Raw genomic sequence first — 18946 nt, 5'->3', positions numbered from 1 at the left:
CGCGGGCTAAGGTTAAGGCTCGCAACAAATCCCAGAGATAAGGAACGGATGACGGAGACCACCACACCCTCCACCGGCGACCACACGGTCGATCGTGTGCTCGCGAACGCGGAGAAGCGCTCGGACGTCCACGTCTTCGGCGCTGCGCAGGCGCTGCAGGATGAATCGACGGCATCGCACACGAGCTCGGACGGCGCGCAGTGGGATCTCGAGGACCGTCATGCGCTTCGACGCGTCGGGGGGCTCTCGACGGAGCTCGAAGACGTCACCGAGGTCGAGTACCGACAGTTGCGCCTGGAGAACGTCGTCCTCGTGGGCGTATATCCCCAGGGAGCTCAGGAAGACGCGGAGAACTCACTCCGGGAACTCGCCGCGCTGGCGGAGACCGCTGGTGCGGTCGTGCTCGACGGTGTGCTGCAGCGTCGTCCGCACCCCGATGCCGCGACTTACCTCGGCCGAGGCAAGGCCCAGGAACTCAAGGACATCGTCGCCGCCGTCGGAGCCGACACCGTCATCGCCGACACCGAGCTCGCACCGAGCCAGCGTCGCGCACTCGAGGACGTCGTCAAGGTCAAGGTCATCGACCGGACCACGGTGATCCTCGACATCTTCAGCCAGCACGCGAAGAGCCGCGAGGGCAAGGCCCAGGTCGAGCTGGCCCAGCTCGAATACCTGCTGCCGCGTCTGCGCGGCTGGGGCGATTCGATGAGCCGCCAGGCCGGTGGCCAGGTGGGCGCCGGCGGCGCCGGAATGGGCTCCCGTGGCCCCGGTGAGACCAAGATCGAACTGGATCGCCGACGGATCCGCACCAAGATGGCTCTGCTCCGACGGCAGATCCGCGACTTCGGTCCTGCCCGTGACGCCAAGCGCGCGGAGCGCAAGCGGAACACGATCCCCTCCGTGGCGATCGCCGGATACACGAACGCGGGCAAGTCCAGCCTCCTCAACGCGCTCACCAGCGCGGGAGTGCTCGTGGAGAACGCGCTGTTCGCGACGCTGGATGCGACCGTGCGTCGCACCGAGACGGAGGACGGCCGCGTCTACACGTTGACCGACACCGTCGGATTCGTGCGCAACCTCCCGCATCAGCTCGTGGAGGCATTCCGTTCGACGCTGGAAGAGGTCGGCGAGGCCGACGTCGTCCTCCACGTCGTCGACGGGTCGCACCCGGATCCGGCAGGTCAACTGCAGACCGTGCGAGATGTGCTCGGCGATGTCGGCGTCCGCGACCTCCCGGAGATCGTCGTCTTCAACAAGGCGGATCTGATCGACGAGGACGAGAGGCTCGTGCTTCGCGGTCTCCAGCCCCACGCCCACTTCGTGTCATCACGATCGGGCGAGGGAATCGCGGAGCTTCGCGCTGCGGTGGAGGAAGCGCTCCCGAAGCCTGCCGTCGAGGTGCACGCCGTGATCCCCTACGATCGCGGTGACCTGGTCGCGGCGATCCACGAGTCCGGCATGCTCCTCTCCGTGGAGCACACGGAGGACGGCACTGCTGTGCACGCCCGCGTGTCGGAGCGTCTCGCCGCCGAACTCGCTCCGTTCGCCGCACAGAGCTGAGCGGAGCTCATCGGGCGAGGAAGCGCGCCTCCACCGTGGCGGAGATCACGATCTCCTCGGGTTCGTATTCCATGGCCGGTGCCGCGTCGGCGGCGAACGCCACCCCACCACGCGCTTTGAGCATCGGAGCACCCGGTGACGGCTGTCCGCTGGAGATGAGACCGACGTCGGCGATCTCCAGGGGAGTGACCTCATCAAGGCCGAGCGCGCCCGCGTAGGCCTCGGCTCGTGTGACCGCGACACCGACGGCTGCGGCGGCCACATCGCGCTCGATCTGCGCGCGCGTGGCGGTGGTCAGATGCCAGTCCACCCAGCCCACCTCGACCCCGTCCCAGGGGGAGATGTCGGAGACCCAGATGGACAGGTCGGAGGCCTCCGCGAACGTGGCGGTGAAATCGATGCTCGCGTAGTACACGGGAGCGAGACGCTTGCCGTCGTTGCTCCACGGGCGTTCGGCCCGCACCGAGAGCCGCTTGCTCGTCCACTCGACGACGCTGCCCGAATCCGCACGGTCGGTGATACTGCTGCGCACCGGTTCGGCAAGGCGCATCACGTTCTCGACGACGGCTGTGCGCTCGGGCCCATCCGCACGCACTCCGACGCGGATGGTGGCGCGCTCAGGGGCGACCCGCGCCTCGTGCTCGCCGCGGACGGTGACGGTGACTTCGCTCATGGGGCGACTCTACGCCAGCCGTCGGACCGGATGCGGAATGGCGTAGCCGCGGAGAACGTTGTAGTCTGTGATGCTCGGGCGTTCACCGCTCGGGCTGGTAATTCCACAGTGTGACAGCGGCTCCTTCGAGAGAAGGACCACGGGGCTGATCGGTTTCGACAGCGCCTGTGAATCCACGAGAAGCGGGCCGAGGATGCAGAGTTATCTCGTAAACGCTCTCTGCAAAACAATAGTTGCCGAAACCAAGCGCAACGACTTCGCCCTCGCTGCATAAGCGAGCCCGATAGTCCGTCAGGCCGTATGTGATTCCGATACGGATCCTGGCGTCATCTAGGAATCTTGCTGCGTGATGGCGTCTGGACGTCACGTGGGACTCTTCCCAGGCTGGGCTTGTCGACTTAGGTGTCTGTGACAAAGGTCGGAGCCGAGTAGAACGTCTTCACAGACTGCGCCCGGAGAAGGCGTGGAGACTCAGCGTTGGACGGGGGTTCGATTCCCCCCAGCTCCACCACGTCGCTGTCACACAGGAATGAGGCCCGCCTCTCCCAGGAAACTGGGGGAGGCGGGCCTTTCTGCGTCGGGGCGGCAACACGATAACGACCCCGCGCCGTCCCTCCGGCGCGATGGCATCGCGACGCACTCGAAAACGGCCGGGGGCGCTCTATATTGAGGTCTGTGGACAACACTTCGGAACCACCCACGAGCGGTCTCACCAGGACCGAGGTCGCCGAACGCGTCGCCGCCGGCAAGACCAATGCGTTCGTCGCCGACACCAGCCGCAGCGCGTGGAGCATCGTACGCGCGAACGTGTTCACCCTCTTCAACGGCATCGTCTTCGCCTGCTTCTTCGTGTTGTTCCTCGTCGGGCGATGGCAGGATGCCCTCTTCGGACTCGCGGCGTTCGCGAACGCGATCATCGGGTGCGTGCAGGAGTTCCGGGCGAAGTCCGCTCTCGACCGTCTCGCGCTGATGAACGCACCGCGCGCGCTGGTCCTCCGAGACGGTGTGGAGGTGGAGGTCGCGCCGGGAGAGGTCGTCCTCGACGATGTCCTCGTGTTCCGGGCCGGAGAGCAGGTACCGGCCGACGCGCGGGTCCTCACCGCGCGGGGGCTCCAGATCGACGAGTCGATGCTCACGGGGGAGTCGGACCCGGTGGAGAAGCAGCCCGGCGACGACGCGCTCTCCGGAGCCGTGGTCGTTGCGGGAGAAGGAACCGCGACCGCGACACGCGTGGGCGCCGACTCCTATGCGAACCACTTCGCGGGTGAGGCCAAGCGCTTCTCTCTCGTCTCCAGTGAGCTGCGCACATCGGTCAATCGGGTCTTGAAGTGGGTCAGCTGGATCATCGGCCCGGTCGGGCTTCTCGTCCTCAACGCGCAGATCATCGTTCTCGGCGGTTACTCCACGGTCTTCTCGAGTGGCGCCTGGGTGCAGGCGGTGGTGAACGCGATCGCGTCGTTGACGGCGATGATCCCGCTCGGCCTCGTGCTCATGACGAGCATCGCGTTCGCGGTGGGAGCGTCACGGCTCGCCCGCAGGCAAGTGCTGGTGAACGAGCTGCCGGCGGTGGAAGGCCTCGCGCGCGTCGACGTGGTATGCCTCGACAAGACCGGCACGCTCACAGTCGGCGAGATCGGGTTCGACGAGGCGCACCGCCTCGACGGGCTCACCTCGCCGCAGGAGGAGGACGCGGCGGCGGTATTGGCGTGGTACGCCGCGTCGCCCGATGCGAACGCGACCGCACGGTCGATGCGAACGGCCTACCCTGTGATCTCGCCTGTCGTCGTCTCGGGCTACATCCCGTTCTCGTCCGCACGCAAATGGAGCGCGGTCTCGTTCGCCGAGGTCCCTGGGACATGGGTCATGGGGGCGCCGGAGATGGTGTTCGGCGATGCGGCGACGTCGTCGGCCACGCAGCTCGGTCGCACCGTGACCGCGTTGGCCGAGACCGGCCGACGCACGCTGGTCCTCGGTCATGCCGACGCGGTGCTCTCCGAGGCCGATGTCGATGCCGAGCGGCTCCCTGAGGGTCTCAAGGCCATCATCGTGCTCACGTTCCGGGAGCAGGTGCGCCCCGACGCCGCACAGACCCTCGCGTACTTCGGGCGCCAGCAAGTCGGCATCCGCATCATCTCGGGCGACAACCCTCGCACCGTCGCAGCCATCGCGCGCGAGGTCGGACTCGACGTCGCCGAAGGGTTCGATGCCAGAGGGCTTCCCGACGATGATGCCGAACTCGCCGACGTGCTCGACCGGCACACGGTGTTCGGACGCGTCACCCCCGAGCAGAAGAAGCGCATGGTCACGGCGCTGCAGAGCCACGGGCACACCGTCGCGATGACCGGCGACGGCGTCAACGATGCTCTCGCCATCAAAGCGGCCGACATCGGGATCGCGATGAACTCGGGATCGCCCGCCACCAAGGCCGTCGCCAGGCTCGTGCTGCTGGACGGACAGTTCTCGCACCTGCCTGATGTCGTCGCCGAGGGGCGCCAGGTCATCGCGAACATCGAGCGCGTGTCGATGCTGTTCCTGAACAAGACGGTCTATGCGACGCTCTTGGCGATCATCTTCGGTGCATTCGTCCTGGAGTTCCCGTTCCTGCCGCGTCAGCTGTCCATCACCGACGGCCTCACCATCGGCATCCCCGCCTTCTTCCTCGCGCTCATGCCCAACGCGGCACGCTACGTCCCGGGGTTCCTCAGGCGGTCACTCAGCTTCGCGATCCCTTCGGGTATCGTCGTCGCCCTGGGACTGACCTGGTACACGTTCGTCGCGCACGGACTGGGCGTGCGCGAGGAGCAGCTGCGCACAGGAGCCACGGTCATCCTCGCCGTCGTGGGCATCTGGGTGCTGGCTGTCCTCGCGCGCCCGCTCAACCGGTTCAAGGTGGCCGTCGTGGGGGCGATGTTCATCCTGCTCGTCGCCGTATTCAGCATTCCGCTGGCAAGACAGTTCTTCGTGCTCGTCGATCCCGGGCCGGAGCTCGCCGTCGCGCTCACCGGGATCACGATCGTCATGGTCGCCGCCATCGAGGTCGTGCGGCTGCTGCACCGCCGCCTCGTGCTGTCGCCGCCGTCGCGGAAGGATCCGGGCGTCGCCACCAGTGCATCCGCACCGCCGGTATCCGCTCCCCGGGTCGTCGCCGGCGTCATCACGACCGTGGTCGCCGTCCTGGCGTACGCTTTCGGCGCCGTGGCGACCGGGTTCGGCATCCTGGTGTTCCTGGGACGCTACGACCCGGATGTGAGCGCCTCGGTGTTCTCCCTCACCGGGGCGGCCATCGCGCTGTTCGGCCTCCTCGTCTTCGCGGTCGCCGCCGGCATCCGCCGGGGGAGCGGACTCTCGCGCCTCATGCTCACGATCTTCCTCGGGCTCGCGATCGCGCTCAGCGTGATCGTGCTCGCCTTCGGGGACCGCTGGGACTGGGGAGCCGCCCTGACGGCCGCGTTCGCAGCCGGGATCATCGTTCTGCTATGGACGCCGCCGGTGTCGCGCACCTTCGGACGCATCCTCGAGAGCTCGATGGGTTCAGCGGCCCCGTAGCGGGCGCTGACGTCGGCTCCTCCTCAGCGAGGCCACTCGATGAGGATGAGCCCCTGCCGAGTGTCGGCGAGGCGCACCCAGCCGTCGCCGAACAGGTAGGTCATCCCGTAGCCGTCATCATCCGTACCCATCGCGTATCTGGGGTCTTCGGTGAAGTAGACACCGTCCGCTCCGTCCTCGCGCTTCCAGCCCTCGGCGAGGAGAGCGGACTGCGCCGAGGCGGCATCGGCGTCGTCGATGGCCGACCAGCCGTAGAGCTGCCCGTGGTCGGAGCCGACGGTGTAGTCGGCCCAGAAGCACAGCAGCCCCTCGGTCAGCTCGACGCCCCCGGCGACGAACTCCTTCGTCTCGGCCGTCCAGCCGGCCTCAGCGAGGGCTGCGACCGTGCCCGCCGAGATCATCGATTCGCAGGTCAGCTCCGTTTCGGGCGCCTCGGGTGTCGGAGAGCTCACGGGGGCGGTGGTCTCGGTCGGGCGGGGGTCGACGGCTTCAGGCGTCGACGAGGGCCGTGGTTCCGGTGCAGAGCACGCGCTGAGGGCCGCGGCGAGCAGCAGCACGCCCGCAGCGGCGGACATGATCCGGGGGTTCATCGCGGTCCTCGTCGTTCGGTTCAGCTCTGCATCAGGGTCAGGAAGTCACCGTGAAGTGTTCCGTTGGTGGCAAGTGTCGAGCGCGAGGAGATCGTCTCGGTTCCGTCGACAGCCGTCATCCGTCCGCCGGCTTCGCGGACGATCGGCACCGCTGCGGCGATGTCGTACTCCTTGACGCCGAACTCGGCGACCATGTCGATGCGCCCCTCTGCGAGGAGCATGTAGGAGTAGACGTCTCCGTAGGCGCGGTCGCGCCAGACTCGTTCAGCGACGGTCAGGAGCGTGTCGAGGCGGTCGGCCTCCGCCCACTGCGCGATGCTCTGGAAGCTCACGCTCGCGTCGTCGAGAGAGGAGACGGACGAGGTGCGCAGCCGGCGCGCTTCGCCCTCGACGGTCGTCCAGGCGCCTTGTCCTTCTGATGCCCACCAGCGTCGCCCGAGCGCCGGCATGCTGACGACGCCGATCTGGGGGACGCCGTCGATCGCGAGTGCGATCATCGTGCCCCAGAGCGGGACGCCACGAAGGAAGTTGGCCGTTCCGTCGATCGGATCGATGATCCACTGTCGCTGTGTGCTGCCCTGAGCGCCGAACTCCTCGCCGAAGATGCCGTCCTCCGGACGCTCGGTCTCGAGGATGCTGCGGATCGCACGCTCGGTGGCGAGATCAGCGTCCGTCACGTGGGAGTTGTCGGCCTTGGTCGAGATCTCGAGGTCCGAGGCATCGAACCGGGGGAGCGACTGCGCATCGGCGGCATCGGCCAGGCGGAGGGCGAGCTCGAGGTCGTGGCGCAGGGCTTCAGCGTGGGGGGAGGTGGTCACGGTCTAAGAATAGTCGTCGGGTCCACGCCGTCGGAGGGCCGAAAGGCCATGTTTCGACGCCGTTTCCGGGGCGGCGCGCCCGGGGTCCGAGCTCGATTTCACATGGACCCGGTCGGCTGGTAATGTAATTCCTCGGTCGGGGTTATCCCGGGCCACGCACCTCTAGCTCAATCGGCAGAGCAACTGACTCTTAATCAGTGGGTTCTCGGTTCAAGTCCGAGGGGGTGCACGGACTAGCCCTGGTAGATCTCGCCATCTATCAGGGCTTTTCTGCGTTCCCGACAAGTTCTCGTGCGATGCACTGGAGAAGGACCGTTCAGGTTCCAGTCAGGACCGCTCGCCACTCATCCGCTAGGTCGAGCTGCGCATCTAGCCCACAGAAGGCGGGTAGGGGACCTCAGCGCTGGCCACAAGAGCCCCGACGTTAGAGCGAATCAGCAAGAAGCAACAGTTCGCTAGTGTCAATATATTGGGATGCAATGGACGCATCGCCATGGGGTCGAGGGGGAGACAGTGGAGATCAAGGAACGTCTCGCGACCGAGCTTGCCAACGGGCGGCTCGTGATCATTGCGGGCACAGGCGTCACAAGCGGGATTACTGACGGAGCGCCAACGAGCGGATGGGTCGGCCTGATCGATGATGGGATTCGCCACGTCGAGAAGCGCGATCCGGACACCTCTTCCCTGCTCCAGCTGCGCATGGAGAAGGCGACGAGCGCAGAAGACCTGATCGGTATCGCTCACGACTTGAAGCGGTACCTCGGAGAGGATTTCGGACGCTGGATCGCGCAGTCTGTGGGCGAACTCCCATGTGTCAAGCCGGATGTCCCGACAGCGCTGGCCGCGCTTGGGGCTCCGATCCTGACCACCAACTATGACGACTTGCTAGAGAAGATCCTGAGCCGGCCATCGGCAACTTGGCACCGTCCGAGCGATATGCGGCGTGTGCTGTTGCAGGAGTCTGTCGCCATCGGTCACCTGCACGGCGTTTGGACCGACATAGATTCCGTGATCTTCTCCCAAGGCGACTATCAGACGATTACGGAGAACGCCGACGCTCAGAGCGTCCAGACGGGGGCGTTCGCGTTGAAGACGTTTCTGTTCGTTGGGGTGGGTGACGGCCTTACTGATCCGAACTTCAGTCCGATGATAAAGGCCTTTGGCGATCGCTTCCCGACGAGCGCACACCCCCACTACCGGCTCTGTCTCAACTCAAAAGTCGACTCGACGACTGAGCTGAAGACGGTGGTCGACGTTGGCTTCGGGGATGCCCATGACGATCTGGCAGGTTTCCTGCTGTCTCTCGCACCGACCGCTGACCATACTCCATCCGGTTTGGGACCAAAATCACGGAGCTTAGTTCTCGACGCCTTGCGCGATAACTCAACGCTATGGCGCGACAACGAGACGCTGAGCGAAAAGTCAGTCGCGGACCTCGTTGTTCCCCCCATCTTCCTCCCCGAACCCCACGACCAGTATGCAACAAACGCAGTTCTCAACGCCGAGAAAGATAAGCCCGCACCAGTCGACTTGTCCGAGAAGATACGCGACGGCGGGATCATTCTCATCGCTGGTGAGGAGTCTTCGGGTGTCTCGACAGCCGTGAACTATTGCCTCACGCGAGCCCTCGACCTGCGCGCGAACGCACATGTCCTTCTCGCTGCTGATCCGATGGTGTCCGGGGCGAACCCAATTGGTCGAGTCATCGAGCGCTCGTACCGGTCATGGGGAGTGGAGTCGCCCTCCGACGAGACCAGGAAGCTCATGGCACTTGGTGTCGACAACCTCCGTTTTGATGGCTCAACTCGCTTCGACCGGGCAATGGACGACATCGCTGAGTCAGTGGCTGGACTGAAAGTCGTGGGAGTTCGGCAGAACGATGCTGTGGACATCGCGAACCTACTGAAGGAACGCACTGGGCAAGACGTCACAGTTGTGTACCTCGGACGATTTAGCAACGTCGAGGCCCGCGAACTGGCGCGTCGCGTCGCGCCTGGACGCGAGGCCAAAGTCGCAGAATACGTGATGGTGGTCATCCGCGAAAAGAACCTCCCGCGAACCCCGTTCACGATCACCCTGCTAGTCGACCTCGTGCAGAGCGGCATCCTGCTCCAGAAGCAGGAATCTGAGATCGCGGTCCTCGATCAGTACTTGGATCTCCTTCTAAACGCTGACTTCCCTCGAACCCGGGACGAGCTGTCCATGACGCTCCGCAACAAGCGGCTTGTCTTGGAGATACTTGCACGACGTCTGGTGCAGGATCGTGAGGACAAAGCTCCTGAGTCTGACGTCCTCGATTGGCTGAAGATTCAGTTCGAGGAGCTGGGCTGGGATTACAACGTGACCCAGTGCGTGAACGACCTCGTCGCTCGCCGAGTGCTCGCTCGCTCCTCCGATAATACGATTCGATTCCAGCGCTCTGCCTACTTGGAACTGATGGCTGGCATCGCAGCTCGTGACGACGCCGAGTTCAGACAACTCGTATTCGAGTCTCCGATCCAGCTGGCTTCAATCGTGCGTTCTTACGCGGCGATGACGCGGAACGCCAAAGACGTTCTGGACGTTGTCGAGAGAGAGATTGAGCGCATCGCGGTTTCGGAGCCGTCGGGCGCGATCTTCTCCAGCGTGCGCAAAGTTGAAGCTCGAAAGGAGCTGTTCTCCGACGAACGCGAAACGGAAGCGGAAGGCGATGACGATGAGGCTGACAAGGCCGACAACTCCGTAGAACGTGAGGGGTTGACCGGCCATTACTACGACGACTCCGATGATTCCGACACACCCGCGTTCCTCGTCCCTCGAATCGAGGACCTTTCGCAGTCCCGCGTCGCGATGTTGGTTGTCGACCTGGCTTCGCGCGTGCTGCGTGACTCTGACGAGGTACGAGACCAGGGCATGAAGGACCGCATCCTTCGCAAGTTGCTTGTCGCGTGGGTGGGCTTCACTGACCTACACGAGACTGAGATCTCATCCCTGCCCGACCTGGACGAAATCATCAGCTCTCTCCTGGACGAAGAAGACGCTCGCACTCCGGAGGATATCGAAAAGCTCAAACACTTCCTCACGCGCATGATCCCCACAGTGATCACGGCAAGCGGGGTCCGCTACTGCCTCAGCGGGCCCTCTCTAGTGACACGTCTCGTTGAGGTCGACATGACGCAGGAAGAGAACGGCTCGTACGGGAGCATGATTCGCACCCTTGCGCTCTACGGAACGAAGAGCAGACGGTGGATCGAGACCCTAAAGCTCATCGACGATGATGCGGTGAAGACGTTCTTCAGCGCATCCTTCCTCGCGAGCATCGCTCGCTACGCCTACATCACTGATAAGACTCTGAAAAAGGAGGAGCGGGTAGAGATCCGCAACTTCCTTCGGCGCGTGATCAGCGCGAGGTACAAGTTCGATGGGGTCAAGCACCGCTCTGATGTTTTGAGCAAGTTTGAAACGAAGCTGAATCGCGACCGCCTGGAGAAGGGCCGACGGAAGCAGGGGATTGAAATCGAGGCCTAACTCGATCTCGCGGCCAGTGCCTTGTCGCGGGCCTTCGACATTTTCTCCGTGACTTCGTCCAGCCGGTCAGGAAAGAGCTTGGCGTATGTGTTCAGCGTCTCCTTGGCGTCGGCGTGACCAAGCATCCTCTGGACCATGAGCACGTCCGCGCCCGAGTCGATGGCGAGCGATGCCGCCGTATGGCGCAGACCCTTCGGGGTGAGGCCAGTCGGTGAGTGCGCTGCCTTGGTAATGGTCTTCCACGTCCTGTTGCGCCAGTTCGACATGTTCAATGCTGCGCCGGATGCTGTGCGGAAGAGTAGGTCACTTGCCGGTCGATCCTTCATAAGCGCCTTGAGGTCGGGGAGCAGATGCGGCGGGATCGGAACCTCGCGGTTGCCCGCCCTGGTCTTGGGTGTCATCCCTAGAATCGACTTACCTTTACCGTCGATGGTGACTGTACGGCTAACTGAGATGCGGCGGCGGTTCAGGTCCACGTCCTGAACCGTCAAGGCGATGGCCTCACCAGGGCGGAGCCCACTGTTCCCCATCACTCCCACCATGACGGCATCAGAGTGGGTGGCGTGCTCGCGGGCGGCTTCCGTCAGGGCCTCAAGCTCGATATGGGTCAGGAAGATGACAGGATCGGCGTCGAGCACGGGAAGCTCTGCACCCGTCGCCGGGTTCCGTCTCAGCCATCCCTCTTGTACCGCGTACCGGAGTGCGGCGTTCAGCGGCATGTATGCGGCCCTGACCGTCGCGGGAGACATGCCGCCCTTATGCGCCCTCATGCCCTCTCTGCGGGGCGCTGAGCCGTCGAGGAGGTCCGAGAGCCATTGGTCAACGTCCTGCCGCTTGATTGCGCTCAGGAGAGTCCCGCCCCACCTCGGGAGCACGCGATCATCGAGCGCGGCACGGTAACGGGCCAAGCTCGCCGCCTTCGGCTTCTTCTTCGAGTTCATCCACGCTTCAGCGGCGTCCCTGACGGTGAGCGCGGCAACCTCGGCGCTCACGTAGGTCTCAGCCCTAAGGCTGTCTTCCGTCTTCGACTGGAAGGACTCTGCATCGGTCTTCTTGCGAAAGCTCTTCGACTTCTCCCGCTTGGTGTGAGGGTCGATCCAGACGACTCGCCAACGCAAGCCGGTGCCCGTCTTCTCTCCGTGCCACCGGTCGGCAATCCATGATCGCTCGGGCACGGGCGGCAGCATTGCCAGAGGCTCGGGTCTGGCGGCGGAGGGCCTGAGCATCATCTGCCGCCTCTAGTAGGCGAGGGATGATTTCAGTGAGGTTCGGCTCATCTGTGAGCACCTTGGCGAGGGGAGCACGGGACAGAACAAATCTCGATAGCGAACTCCGGCTCACGCCATATTTAGCTGCGATCGACCTGTACGGTTCCCCGGCGTTTAGTGCCGCTTCGATTTCCGCGCGCGCCGGGTGGGTCGCAATTGTCGATGCCTTGCCCTGGTTTGCCATAAGTTGATTTCCTCGTAGTAGTGGATGGATGCCATTCACACAGGGGGCTGGGGTAAACCCTGCATCCATCCCCCCATTTCGCGGAATCTCAAGGCTGGTACTAAGGGTTTCGGCGACGAACCGCCAGTTCCTTTCCAATTCGCGTACTTGAAGGAGAGCGCAGGAACCGAACCTTTCGCGCCCAACTATGCGGGGAAGGAGTCCAGGTGAACTAGTCCTGGGAAAACCCGCATAGCCTCTCGGCTGACGCTTTCCTTCATCTACTACTATCGATCACTCGGCCCCTTGGGTGTCCCGATGTCTCGTGCGGATTTGGTCAAGTTGGGACACATCTTCGCATTATTTAGAAATAGCCGACGTGATATGCGGACCTGAAATTGTTACGGTGATATCCATGTACCAGAATGGGGTGTTAGGCGCTCTCAGGTGCCTTCGGTGGCTTCTGAGAGGGGTTCTACGATCTGCCTGAAGGTCTTCAGCGTCACTAGTTCATCGATGCGGTGGGATGCCTCGGTGACGGTCATCGCGTTCCACATGGATTCAGGTTCGTCCAACTGGTCTTCGAGGGCGATCCCGTACGCTCTCTGCCTGGCGGTCGCTGGCCACCTGTTGTCGCTCATGTGACTTCTCCTGTCTCAACGTTCAGCCCGCTGAAGTGCTTCCTCATGGCGTCGATGGTGGTGCGGCTCTTGATCCCTTTCTTGGCCCTCAGGTAGCGGAGGGCTTCAGATGGCTTCATGTCGCGAGTTTCCAGAAAATCCTCAAGGGTCCACTTCGTCACCGAACCTGCCTTCGATGCCGTGGCCTTGATCTTCTGCGCCTTCTCTCGGCTCCACATCTTCCGCGCCTCTGCCACGGCCTTGCGAGCTTCATACCGCTGGTGGTCTCGGGAGACCCGTCGCCCCACTTCAGCATTCATCTCATCGGTGTGCAGTCCGACAAGTGATGCGATCATGTCATCCTCAAAGAGTCCATCGAATTGGTTGATGTACCTGAGTGCCTGACTCACCATCTCGCTGAATACCAATCGTGACCGATACTGCCTGTCACTTTCTCCTTCTCGCTTTCGGGTTCCGCGCTTCAGCCCATTTACCCTGAAAGCACTCTTTACAACAGAAACATGGTTCCTGTTAGATTCTGGACACTTTGCAGAGGGCAACTGAGGAGCATCTACCTCAGCAAAGATGTCCTGCACAATCGGTGACATATCATCTCCATTCGACCCCCGCTGAGCTTCCCGGCAAGGGGGTCTACTTCATCTATACGGCTGAATCGACGGATTGTGCAGAGCGCTTTGCTGCTCGCCTCTCGCGCTCGCGGCGGTTGGCGGCAGACTTGGCAGCACGGCACTCCTCGCAGCGGCACAGGTGGGGGACTTGGTAGCGCGTGACCGTGCCGTGCTCGGGCAAGACTCTTGGCTTGGGTTCCGGCCTCTCAGCGACCCTCTGAGCGCGGTTAGCGCCAATACCCTCGGGCCTCTTCGTGCTCGTCGTAGCGGTCTTGGTCGGTGTCGTCCATGTCGTGGTCACCGGTCGAGGTGCAGGGACACGGATGCCGTCAAGCCTGTCCACCCGGGCAGGGAACGTCTGGACGGCCTCTGAGAGCCGTTCAGGGTTACTAAGTGCTCGCTCGTGCCTGGCGGCGAGTTCGGCCTTAAGAGACGCTTCTAGGGCTTCCCGCGTGTGCCGGTTCTCGTGCTTGGCCTGAAGCACGATGCGAGCACGCTCAGCATCCCTGTGGGCCGTCGCCACGAGAGTAGCGAGGTGCTGACGACGGGCTGGGGCGAGTGCATCGAGAGCACGGAGGGCTGTAATTGCTGTACGAGTATCCATCTCTATATACACTCGAACGTTTCGCGACTGCCTAATTGTGTGCACGGTGCGACACGGGCTTTGAGAATCGGCTCTCCCTGTCGGCTACGCTGTCGGTCATACGACGAGGGGGCCAATGATGGCATTCGATTTCAAGAACCTAGACGCGACTACGCGCGGCCACATGCTGCAAGAACTCGACAGGGACGAGCGTTCCGGGGTGGTCTATGAGAGCCCGCGCCTGAGCGCCCACGGGCAGTCCATGTACGCGCAGTTGCTCCGGGATGCTCTCGCGTCCGGAACGCCGGAGTCGTTCGCGAACGAATTATCGTCACCGGGCATCCTCAACGCGATGGAGCAGACGGTGAAGGGAGCCAAAAAGGTTCCTTCTAACGCGCCGAGCCTGTTGGCGGGCGGAGAGTTCAACAGATACTACGTGCGCGGTGTTGCCGCACGGGCAGTCGACTCTGGGCAGAAACACGTGACTGTGTATCGGGCGCGAACATCCGGATACAATCGCCCTGAATCTGAGGCCCAGGTCGGGGCCGCAGTCTCAGCATCAGAGCTCCTGGAGCACCTGCGAGCCACCACACTCTCCCCTGAGAGCGTAGAACTCCCTGACGTGAACTCGGGACTGTCTGTGCATCTGTAGATTCAGGATTCAGTCAGGATGACGTCGAGAAGGTGCATGATCTGGCGTAGTGGTCATTTTCTAGAAAAAAGCTCCTGACCCGGTGTTACTGCACGACTCGATCACGCGGCGTCACGCGTGATTTCGGCCGATTCCGCTGCTGTTCAAACAGTGGGTTCTCGGTTCAAGTCCGAGGGGGTGCACGGAATAGCCTCAGTAGATCTCGCCATCTACCGGGGCTTTTCTGCTTTCTGTGCTGCGTCACGCGATACGTCGAGTCCGACTCCGGTCGCGCCTGGTGCAGCCAGTTGCCCTCCGCTCCCGCAGCGCTGTCGTCGATCCCGTCGTGGTTCCGAGTCGGGTCCGTGTGGGGAATCCGGCGGTATCGCGTAATGGATCGGCCCCGACGTGGTCTCTCAGGTGGGGACACACGCCTCGCGCCTTCGGAGGCACAGCTGCGCAGCAGCCGCGCCGGAGGAGTGGGGCCATCAAGAAACTGGGGAAGATCTTGCACGAGAGAAGAGGCGGCGCCGGCGTGCGCCGAAAGACGACCGCGATCATCGCCGCGGCAGCTGCAGTGCTCACCACCGTGATCACTCTCGCGGGGGCGGGGGCCGCTTCGGCGGCGGAGTACGACTATCCCGCGGCCATCGATCCATCGTCGATCACCGTGACGACCGTGGGCGGTGGTGGCGGCGTGTCGCAGTGGGACCGGGTGCGTGTCGACGCCGACTGGGCGGTGCCGGACGGGGCCGTCGGCGGTCAGACCTTCGGATTCACGCTCCCGAAGGAGTTCGCCAGCGCCGGGACGTCGTTCTCCGTGCCCTCGGCTGAGGACCCGAGCAAGGCGATCGCTGAGTGCACCGTGAGCTCCGATGCCTCTCCGGTCGTGACATGCACGCTCACCGACTACGTGAACGGGCGCACCGGGGTGACCGGATCGCTGTGGTTCGTCGCCTCGGCTGACGAGCAGACGACGGAGAGCACGGTGGAGTTCACGGTCGACGGCACCATCACGCCGGTCGAGATCCCCGGTGGCGGTATCGGTCCGTCCGAGCCGCTGCCCACCGACCCGCAGAAGTGGTCGTGGCAGACCGCTGACGGCAGGATCGCGTGGCAGCTGATGCTGCCCGGTGCGAGCTTCGAGGGTGCGGAGTCGATCGTGGTCGACGACACCCTCACCGGTGCGGGCGACGGGCTCGCGGAGCATCACAACGAAGACGGTCAGCTCGTGGTGTGGAGCACCACGATGCAGGATCTGGATCCGCAGCCGATCACGAACTGGACCGGATCCTGGAACGCCGACGGAACCTCCTTCCACCTCGAGATCCCTGGACCGGTCGACCCGACGCGGATGTACTTCGTGAAGTACTTCACCGTGCCGAGTTCGCAGGCGGACGGCGCGACCTTCGCCAACACGGCCGACGTCAACGGCGTCAAGCTCAAGGAGACGAGGGCGTGGACGGTCACGGGCGGAGGGACCGGGGACGGCGACGCGACCGGTGCGTTCACCGTGACCAAGCTCGTCGGCGGATCCGGTGCGTCCGGCGTGCCGGCCGATGCCGAGTACACGGTGCGATACAGCTATGGTGATCCGGTCGTCGAACGCACCGTCACCGTCACGGCCGGGGCCACTGCGCCGCTCATCCAGCTGCCGGCGGGGACCGTGGTGACGTTGTCGGAGCTGACTCCGCCGGTCCTCGACGGAATCGAGTGGGGTGCGCCTGTGTTCTCAGGAACCGGGGTCACCGCGCTGGCCGATGGGGGAGCCCAGCTCACCGTCGGAGCCGGCACCACGCTCGCAGTCACCCTCACCAACACAGCCACCACGACGCCGCCGGTGATTCCGCCGACGACACCGCCGACCGTCGTCACGCCACCGACCGAGCTGCCGCTCACGGGCGGATCGTCGCTGGCCACCACCGGAGGGAATGTACCCGCCGGGATGCTCTGGGCCGGGGGCGCGGCGCTGGTGCTCGGTATGGCGCTCACCGTTCTCGGAGCCGTGCGCGCTCGTGCGCGCGTCACCCAGGACTGATCGATCGCACGAGGCCGGTGCCGAGGAGCTTCCGCTCCTGGGCGCCGGCCTCGCCGTTTCCGCGGGTGCCTGCGGCTCGCGAGGGATCGTGGTGCTGCGCCAGTCAGGCCACCGAGATGACCGTGCCTTCGGTGATGGTGCGGAGCTGTTCGAAGGTCAACGGCATGACGGTGTGAGGGTGCCCCGCGGCCGCCCAGAGCGTCTCGTGGTGCTGCAGGTCTTCGTCGATGTAGGTGCGAAGCGGTGCGGGGTGTCCAACGGGCGCGACGCCACCGATCGCCTGGCCCGTGGCAGAGCGGACGATGGACGCGGGGGCCATGGACACCTCGTCCACCCCGATACTGCTCGTCAGGGTGACGAGATCCACGCGGTGTCCGCCGCTGGTCATCACCAGAACGGGCGCGCCGTCGGCGAGGAAGACGAGGCTGTTGGCGATCGCCGACACCTCGCATCCGATCGCCGTCGCGGCCTCCGCCGCCGTGCGCGCCGAATCGGGGAGCACACGGATCACGGTGTCGACGCCCGCTTCCGCGAGGTGTCGCTGCACGATCCTGCTGCGTTCGGGGAGAGAAGCCGTTTCACTCATCGCCCCACGATATCCAAGGAGCGTTCGGCCGTGCCGACTCAGGCGGCGTCACCGACGAGGATCGCTGCGGCGTCTTCCGTCGTGGTGTCAGCGGGCTCGTCGTCGATGTGGGCCAGTGCCCGGCGTCCGAGGAGGACGGTGAGGGCGGCGAGCAGCACCGAGGCGGCGGCGAACAGGTAGGGCACCGTCGCGTTGAACGCATGCCACAGCAACGCCGCGATCGGGGGAGCCATCGCGCCGCCGAGGAAGCGGACGGCCGAGTATGCCGAGGAGGCGACGGAGCGGGGGAGGTCGGTCGCCTCCATCACCGCTTCGGTCAGCACGGTGTTCATCACGCCGAGGAGGAGTCCGCCGACCACGATGCAGGCGACCAGCGCGGCGGCGTTCGCCACCAGGAGTCCCGCGGCGATGAGATCGATCGCCAGCAGGGGGAGCACGACCAGGATGATGCGGGTGCGGGCCATCCGACGCATGAGGAGCGGTGCGACCCAGACGCTGGTGACGGCGAGCGCGACACCCCAGCCGAAGAACGTGAGGCCGATGCCCATCGCCCCGAAGCCCAGGGGGAACGGTGAGAACGCGAGCAGGACGAAGAAGCCGATGTTGTAGAACAGGGCCGTGATCGCCAGTACCGCGAGTGCGGGGCGTCGCAGGGCGGTGAACGGGGCGGAGAACTTCACGGGGACCCGCTTCTCCCGGGGGCCGCGCAGGAGGACGAGCACGGCGACGAAGGCGATCGCCATCAGCACGACGACGCCGAAGAACGGTCCGCGCCAGCTCTGCTCACCCAGGAGACCGCCGAGGAGCGGACCGATGGCGATGCCGAGGCCGAGCGCCGCTTCGTACAGGACGATCGCCGCGCTGCTGCCCCCGGAGGCTGCGCCGACGATGGTCGCCAGCGCCGTCGAGATGAACAGGGCGTTGCCGAGACCCCAGCCGGCTCGGAATCCGATCACCGCATCGACGCTGCCGCTCAAGGCGCACAGCAGCGCGAACACCACGATCAGCGCCAGTCCGATGAGCAGGGTGGCCTTCGCGCCGATGCGGCTGGAGATCCAGCTGGTCACGAGCATCGCGAGCCCGGTCACCAACAGGTAGCTGGTGAACAGCAGCTCCGTCTCGACCGGGGATGCCTGGAGCGACTCGGCGATCGCGGGAAGGATCGGGTCGACCAGTCCGATTCCCATGAAGGCGACGACGCAGGCGAAGGCGACGGCCCAGACCTGTGCCGGCTGCTTCCACACCGAGGGGGTGGCGGGGGTGTTCACCGAGATTCTCCTGTTCGATCAGTGGCGGTGTGCGCGGCGAGGATCTCCGCCGCGCGGGTGAGGGCAGACCATTCCGCATCGGTCAACGCGGCGAACCTCGGCGCGAGCGTCTCGCGGAACTCGGCGCGCCATGAGGCGAGCGCAGCAGTGCCCCGGGAGGTGATGTCGACGACGGTCGCGCGGGAGTCGTCGGGATCGGGGGAGCGGCGCACGAGTTCCTCGCGCTCGAGCGCACCGAGCAGACGCGTCATGCCCGGTTGCGTGGTCCGCGCTGCGTGGGCGAGTTCACCCACTCGCCTGGCTCCTGCCTGCTCGAGCAGACTCAGCACCCGCCACTGCGCCGCGGGGGCGTCGTTTCCGGCGTCCTGAGCGGCGATGCGGCCGAGTGCGTATCCCGAGAGGACGAGGGAAGGGATGACATCCGCACGATTCATACCAGCGAGTATATACCCGATGGTATGTAATC

14 protein-coding genes, 1 tRNA gene and 1 other RNA gene are annotated in these 18946 nt (G+C 64.6%); 7 read left to right on the top strand and 9 right to left on the bottom strand.

What is annotated here, in order from left to right; translation table 11 throughout:
- Positions 1-48: 48 nt before the first annotated feature.
- Positions 49-1560 (top strand): GTPase HflX, encoded by a 1512-nt coding sequence (gene hflX, locus ASC55_RS03565; protein ID WP_055868706.1) that lies wholly within the window; start codon positions 49-51, stop codon positions 1558-1560.
- Positions 1561-1567: 7 nt separating this feature from the next.
- Here the strand turns inward: hflX and ASC55_RS03560 are convergent, their stop codons facing one another.
- Positions 1568-2233 (bottom strand): SIMPL domain-containing protein, encoded by a 666-nt coding sequence (locus tag ASC55_RS03560; protein ID WP_055872717.1) that lies wholly within the window; start codon positions 2231-2233, stop codon positions 1568-1570.
- Positions 2234-2374: 141 nt separating this feature from the next.
- On the opposite strand from ASC55_RS03560, the gene ssrA reads away from it, so the two are divergent.
- Both ssrA and ASC55_RS03555 read left to right on the top strand, forming a co-directional pair.
- Positions 2375-2744: a transfer-messenger RNA gene (ssrA, locus tag ASC55_RS17240) on the top strand.
- 164 nt (positions 2745-2908) lie between these two features.
- Positions 2909-5779 carry an HAD-IC family P-type ATPase gene (locus tag ASC55_RS03555; protein WP_055872715.1) on the top strand — a complete coding sequence of 957 codons (2871 nt, stop codon included), beginning with the start codon at positions 2909-2911 and terminating at the stop codon, positions 5777-5779.
- 23 nt (positions 5780-5802) lie between these two features.
- On the opposite strand, the gene ASC55_RS03550 is transcribed toward ASC55_RS03555, so the two are convergent.
- Both ASC55_RS03550 and ASC55_RS03545 read right to left on the bottom strand, forming a co-directional pair.
- Entirely contained in the window at positions 5803-6369 is a 567-nt protein-coding gene (locus ASC55_RS03550) for a hypothetical protein (RefSeq protein ID WP_017830833.1), read from the bottom strand.
- 20 nt (positions 6370-6389) lie between these two features.
- Positions 6390-7187, bottom strand: a complete 798-nt coding sequence (locus ASC55_RS03545; RefSeq protein WP_055872712.1) for an inositol monophosphatase family protein — start codon at positions 7185-7187, stop codon at positions 6390-6392.
- Between the two features lie 156 nt (positions 7188-7343).
- Here ASC55_RS03545 and ASC55_RS03540 point away from each other — a divergent pair.
- A tRNA-Lys gene (locus ASC55_RS03540) sits at positions 7344-7416 on the top strand.
- A gap of 284 nt (positions 7417-7700) precedes the next feature.
- The gene (locus ASC55_RS03535) at positions 7701-10694 is read left to right on the top strand and encodes an SIR2 family NAD-dependent protein deacylase (protein WP_162243039.1); all 2994 of its coding nucleotides are present in this window, start codon (positions 7701-7703) and stop codon (positions 10692-10694) included.
- Here the strand turns inward: ASC55_RS03535 and ASC55_RS03530 are convergent.
- The 3 genes from ASC55_RS03530 to ASC55_RS03520 all read right to left on the bottom strand — a co-directional run bounded on the left by ASC55_RS03530 (position 10691) and on the right by ASC55_RS03520 (position 13353).
- Positions 10691-11881: a tyrosine-type recombinase/integrase gene (locus ASC55_RS03530; RefSeq protein WP_162243038.1), complete on the bottom strand. Its 1191-nt coding sequence runs from the start codon at positions 11879-11881 to the stop codon at positions 10691-10693. The two genes, ASC55_RS03535 and ASC55_RS03530, sit on opposite strands and share 4 nt — an antisense overlap.
- A gap of 687 nt (positions 11882-12568) precedes the next feature.
- Positions 12569-12766: a DUF3072 domain-containing protein gene (locus ASC55_RS03525; RefSeq protein WP_055872706.1), complete on the bottom strand. Its 198-nt coding sequence runs from the start codon at positions 12764-12766 to the stop codon at positions 12569-12571.
- The gene (locus ASC55_RS03520) at positions 12763-13353 is read right to left on the bottom strand and encodes a hypothetical protein (protein ID WP_157559403.1); all 591 of its coding nucleotides are present in this window, start codon (positions 13351-13353) and stop codon (positions 12763-12765) included. The genes ASC55_RS03525 and ASC55_RS03520 overlap by 4 nt, the downstream gene beginning before the upstream one ends.
- Before the next feature lie 743 nt (positions 13354-14096).
- On the opposite strand from ASC55_RS03520, the gene ASC55_RS03515 reads away from it, so the two are divergent.
- Both ASC55_RS03515 and ASC55_RS03510 read left to right on the top strand, forming a co-directional pair.
- Positions 14097-14609 carry a hypothetical protein gene (locus tag ASC55_RS03515; RefSeq protein ID WP_157559402.1) on the top strand — a complete coding sequence of 171 codons (513 nt, stop codon included), beginning with the start codon at positions 14097-14099 and terminating at the stop codon, positions 14607-14609.
- Between the two features lie 514 nt (positions 14610-15123).
- Positions 15124-16626, top strand: coding sequence for an Ig-like domain-containing protein (locus ASC55_RS03510; protein ID WP_055872699.1), 1503 nt, complete (start codon positions 15124-15126; stop codon positions 16624-16626).
- Between the two features lie 103 nt (positions 16627-16729).
- On the opposite strand, the gene ASC55_RS03505 is transcribed toward ASC55_RS03510, so the two are convergent.
- From ASC55_RS03505 to ASC55_RS03495, 3 genes are read right to left on the bottom strand one after another with little or no spacing between them, the layout of a single operon-like run.
- Positions 16730-17212, bottom strand: coding sequence for a YbaK/EbsC family protein (locus tag ASC55_RS03505; protein ID WP_055872697.1), 483 nt, complete (start codon positions 17210-17212; stop codon positions 16730-16732).
- A 38-nt stretch (positions 17213-17250) separates the two neighbouring features.
- A complete protein-coding gene (locus ASC55_RS03500) occupies positions 17251-18480 on the bottom strand; it encodes an MFS transporter (RefSeq protein WP_055872696.1) in 1230 nt (409 codons plus the stop codon).
- Entirely contained in the window at positions 18477-18914 is a 438-nt protein-coding gene (locus ASC55_RS03495; RefSeq protein ID WP_017830827.1) for a MarR family winged helix-turn-helix transcriptional regulator, read from the bottom strand. The genes ASC55_RS03500 and ASC55_RS03495 overlap by 4 nt, the downstream gene beginning before the upstream one ends.
- Positions 18915-18946: the final 32 nt, after the last annotated feature.

It is taken from the genome of Microbacterium sp. Root322 (assembly GCF_001425645.1).
In the GTDB taxonomy this organism is placed as follows: Bacteria; Actinomycetota; Actinomycetes; order Actinomycetales; family Microbacteriaceae; genus Microbacterium; species Microbacterium maritypicum.
Note: the sequence above shows the minus strand (reverse complement) of the source record. Positions and strands in the feature narration are given on the sequence as shown.

Excerpts from the sequence above, each read along its gene's own strand:
- hflX (WP_055868706.1), top strand. The coding sequence starts at position 49 with ATGACGGAGACCACCACACCCTCCACCGGCGACCACACGGTCGATCGT.
- ASC55_RS03560 (WP_055872717.1), bottom strand. The coding sequence starts at position 2,233 with ATGAGCGAAGTCACCGTCACCGTCCGCGGCGAGCACGAGGCGCGGGTC.
- ASC55_RS03550 (WP_017830833.1), bottom strand. The coding sequence starts at position 6,369 with ATGAACCCCCGGATCATGTCCGCCGCTGCGGGCGTGCTGCTGCTCGCC.
- ASC55_RS03530 (WP_162243038.1), bottom strand. The coding sequence starts at position 11,881 with ATGCTGCCGCCCGTGCCCGAGCGATCATGGATTGCCGACCGGTGGCAC.
- ASC55_RS03525 (WP_055872706.1), bottom strand. The coding sequence starts at position 12,766 with ATGAGCGACAACAGGTGGCCAGCGACCGCCAGGCAGAGAGCGTACGGG.
- ASC55_RS03520 (WP_157559403.1), bottom strand. The coding sequence starts at position 13,353 with ATGTCACCGATTGTGCAGGACATCTTTGCTGAGGTAGATGCTCCTCAG.
- ASC55_RS03515 (WP_157559402.1), top strand. The coding sequence starts at position 14,097 with ATGGCATTCGATTTCAAGAACCTAGACGCGACTACGCGCGGCCACATG.
- ASC55_RS03505 (WP_055872697.1), bottom strand. The coding sequence starts at position 17,212 with ATGAGTGAAACGGCTTCTCTCCCCGAACGCAGCAGGATCGTGCAGCGA.
- ASC55_RS03495 (WP_017830827.1), bottom strand. The coding sequence starts at position 18,914 with ATGAATCGTGCGGATGTCATCCCTTCCCTCGTCCTCTCGGGATACGCA.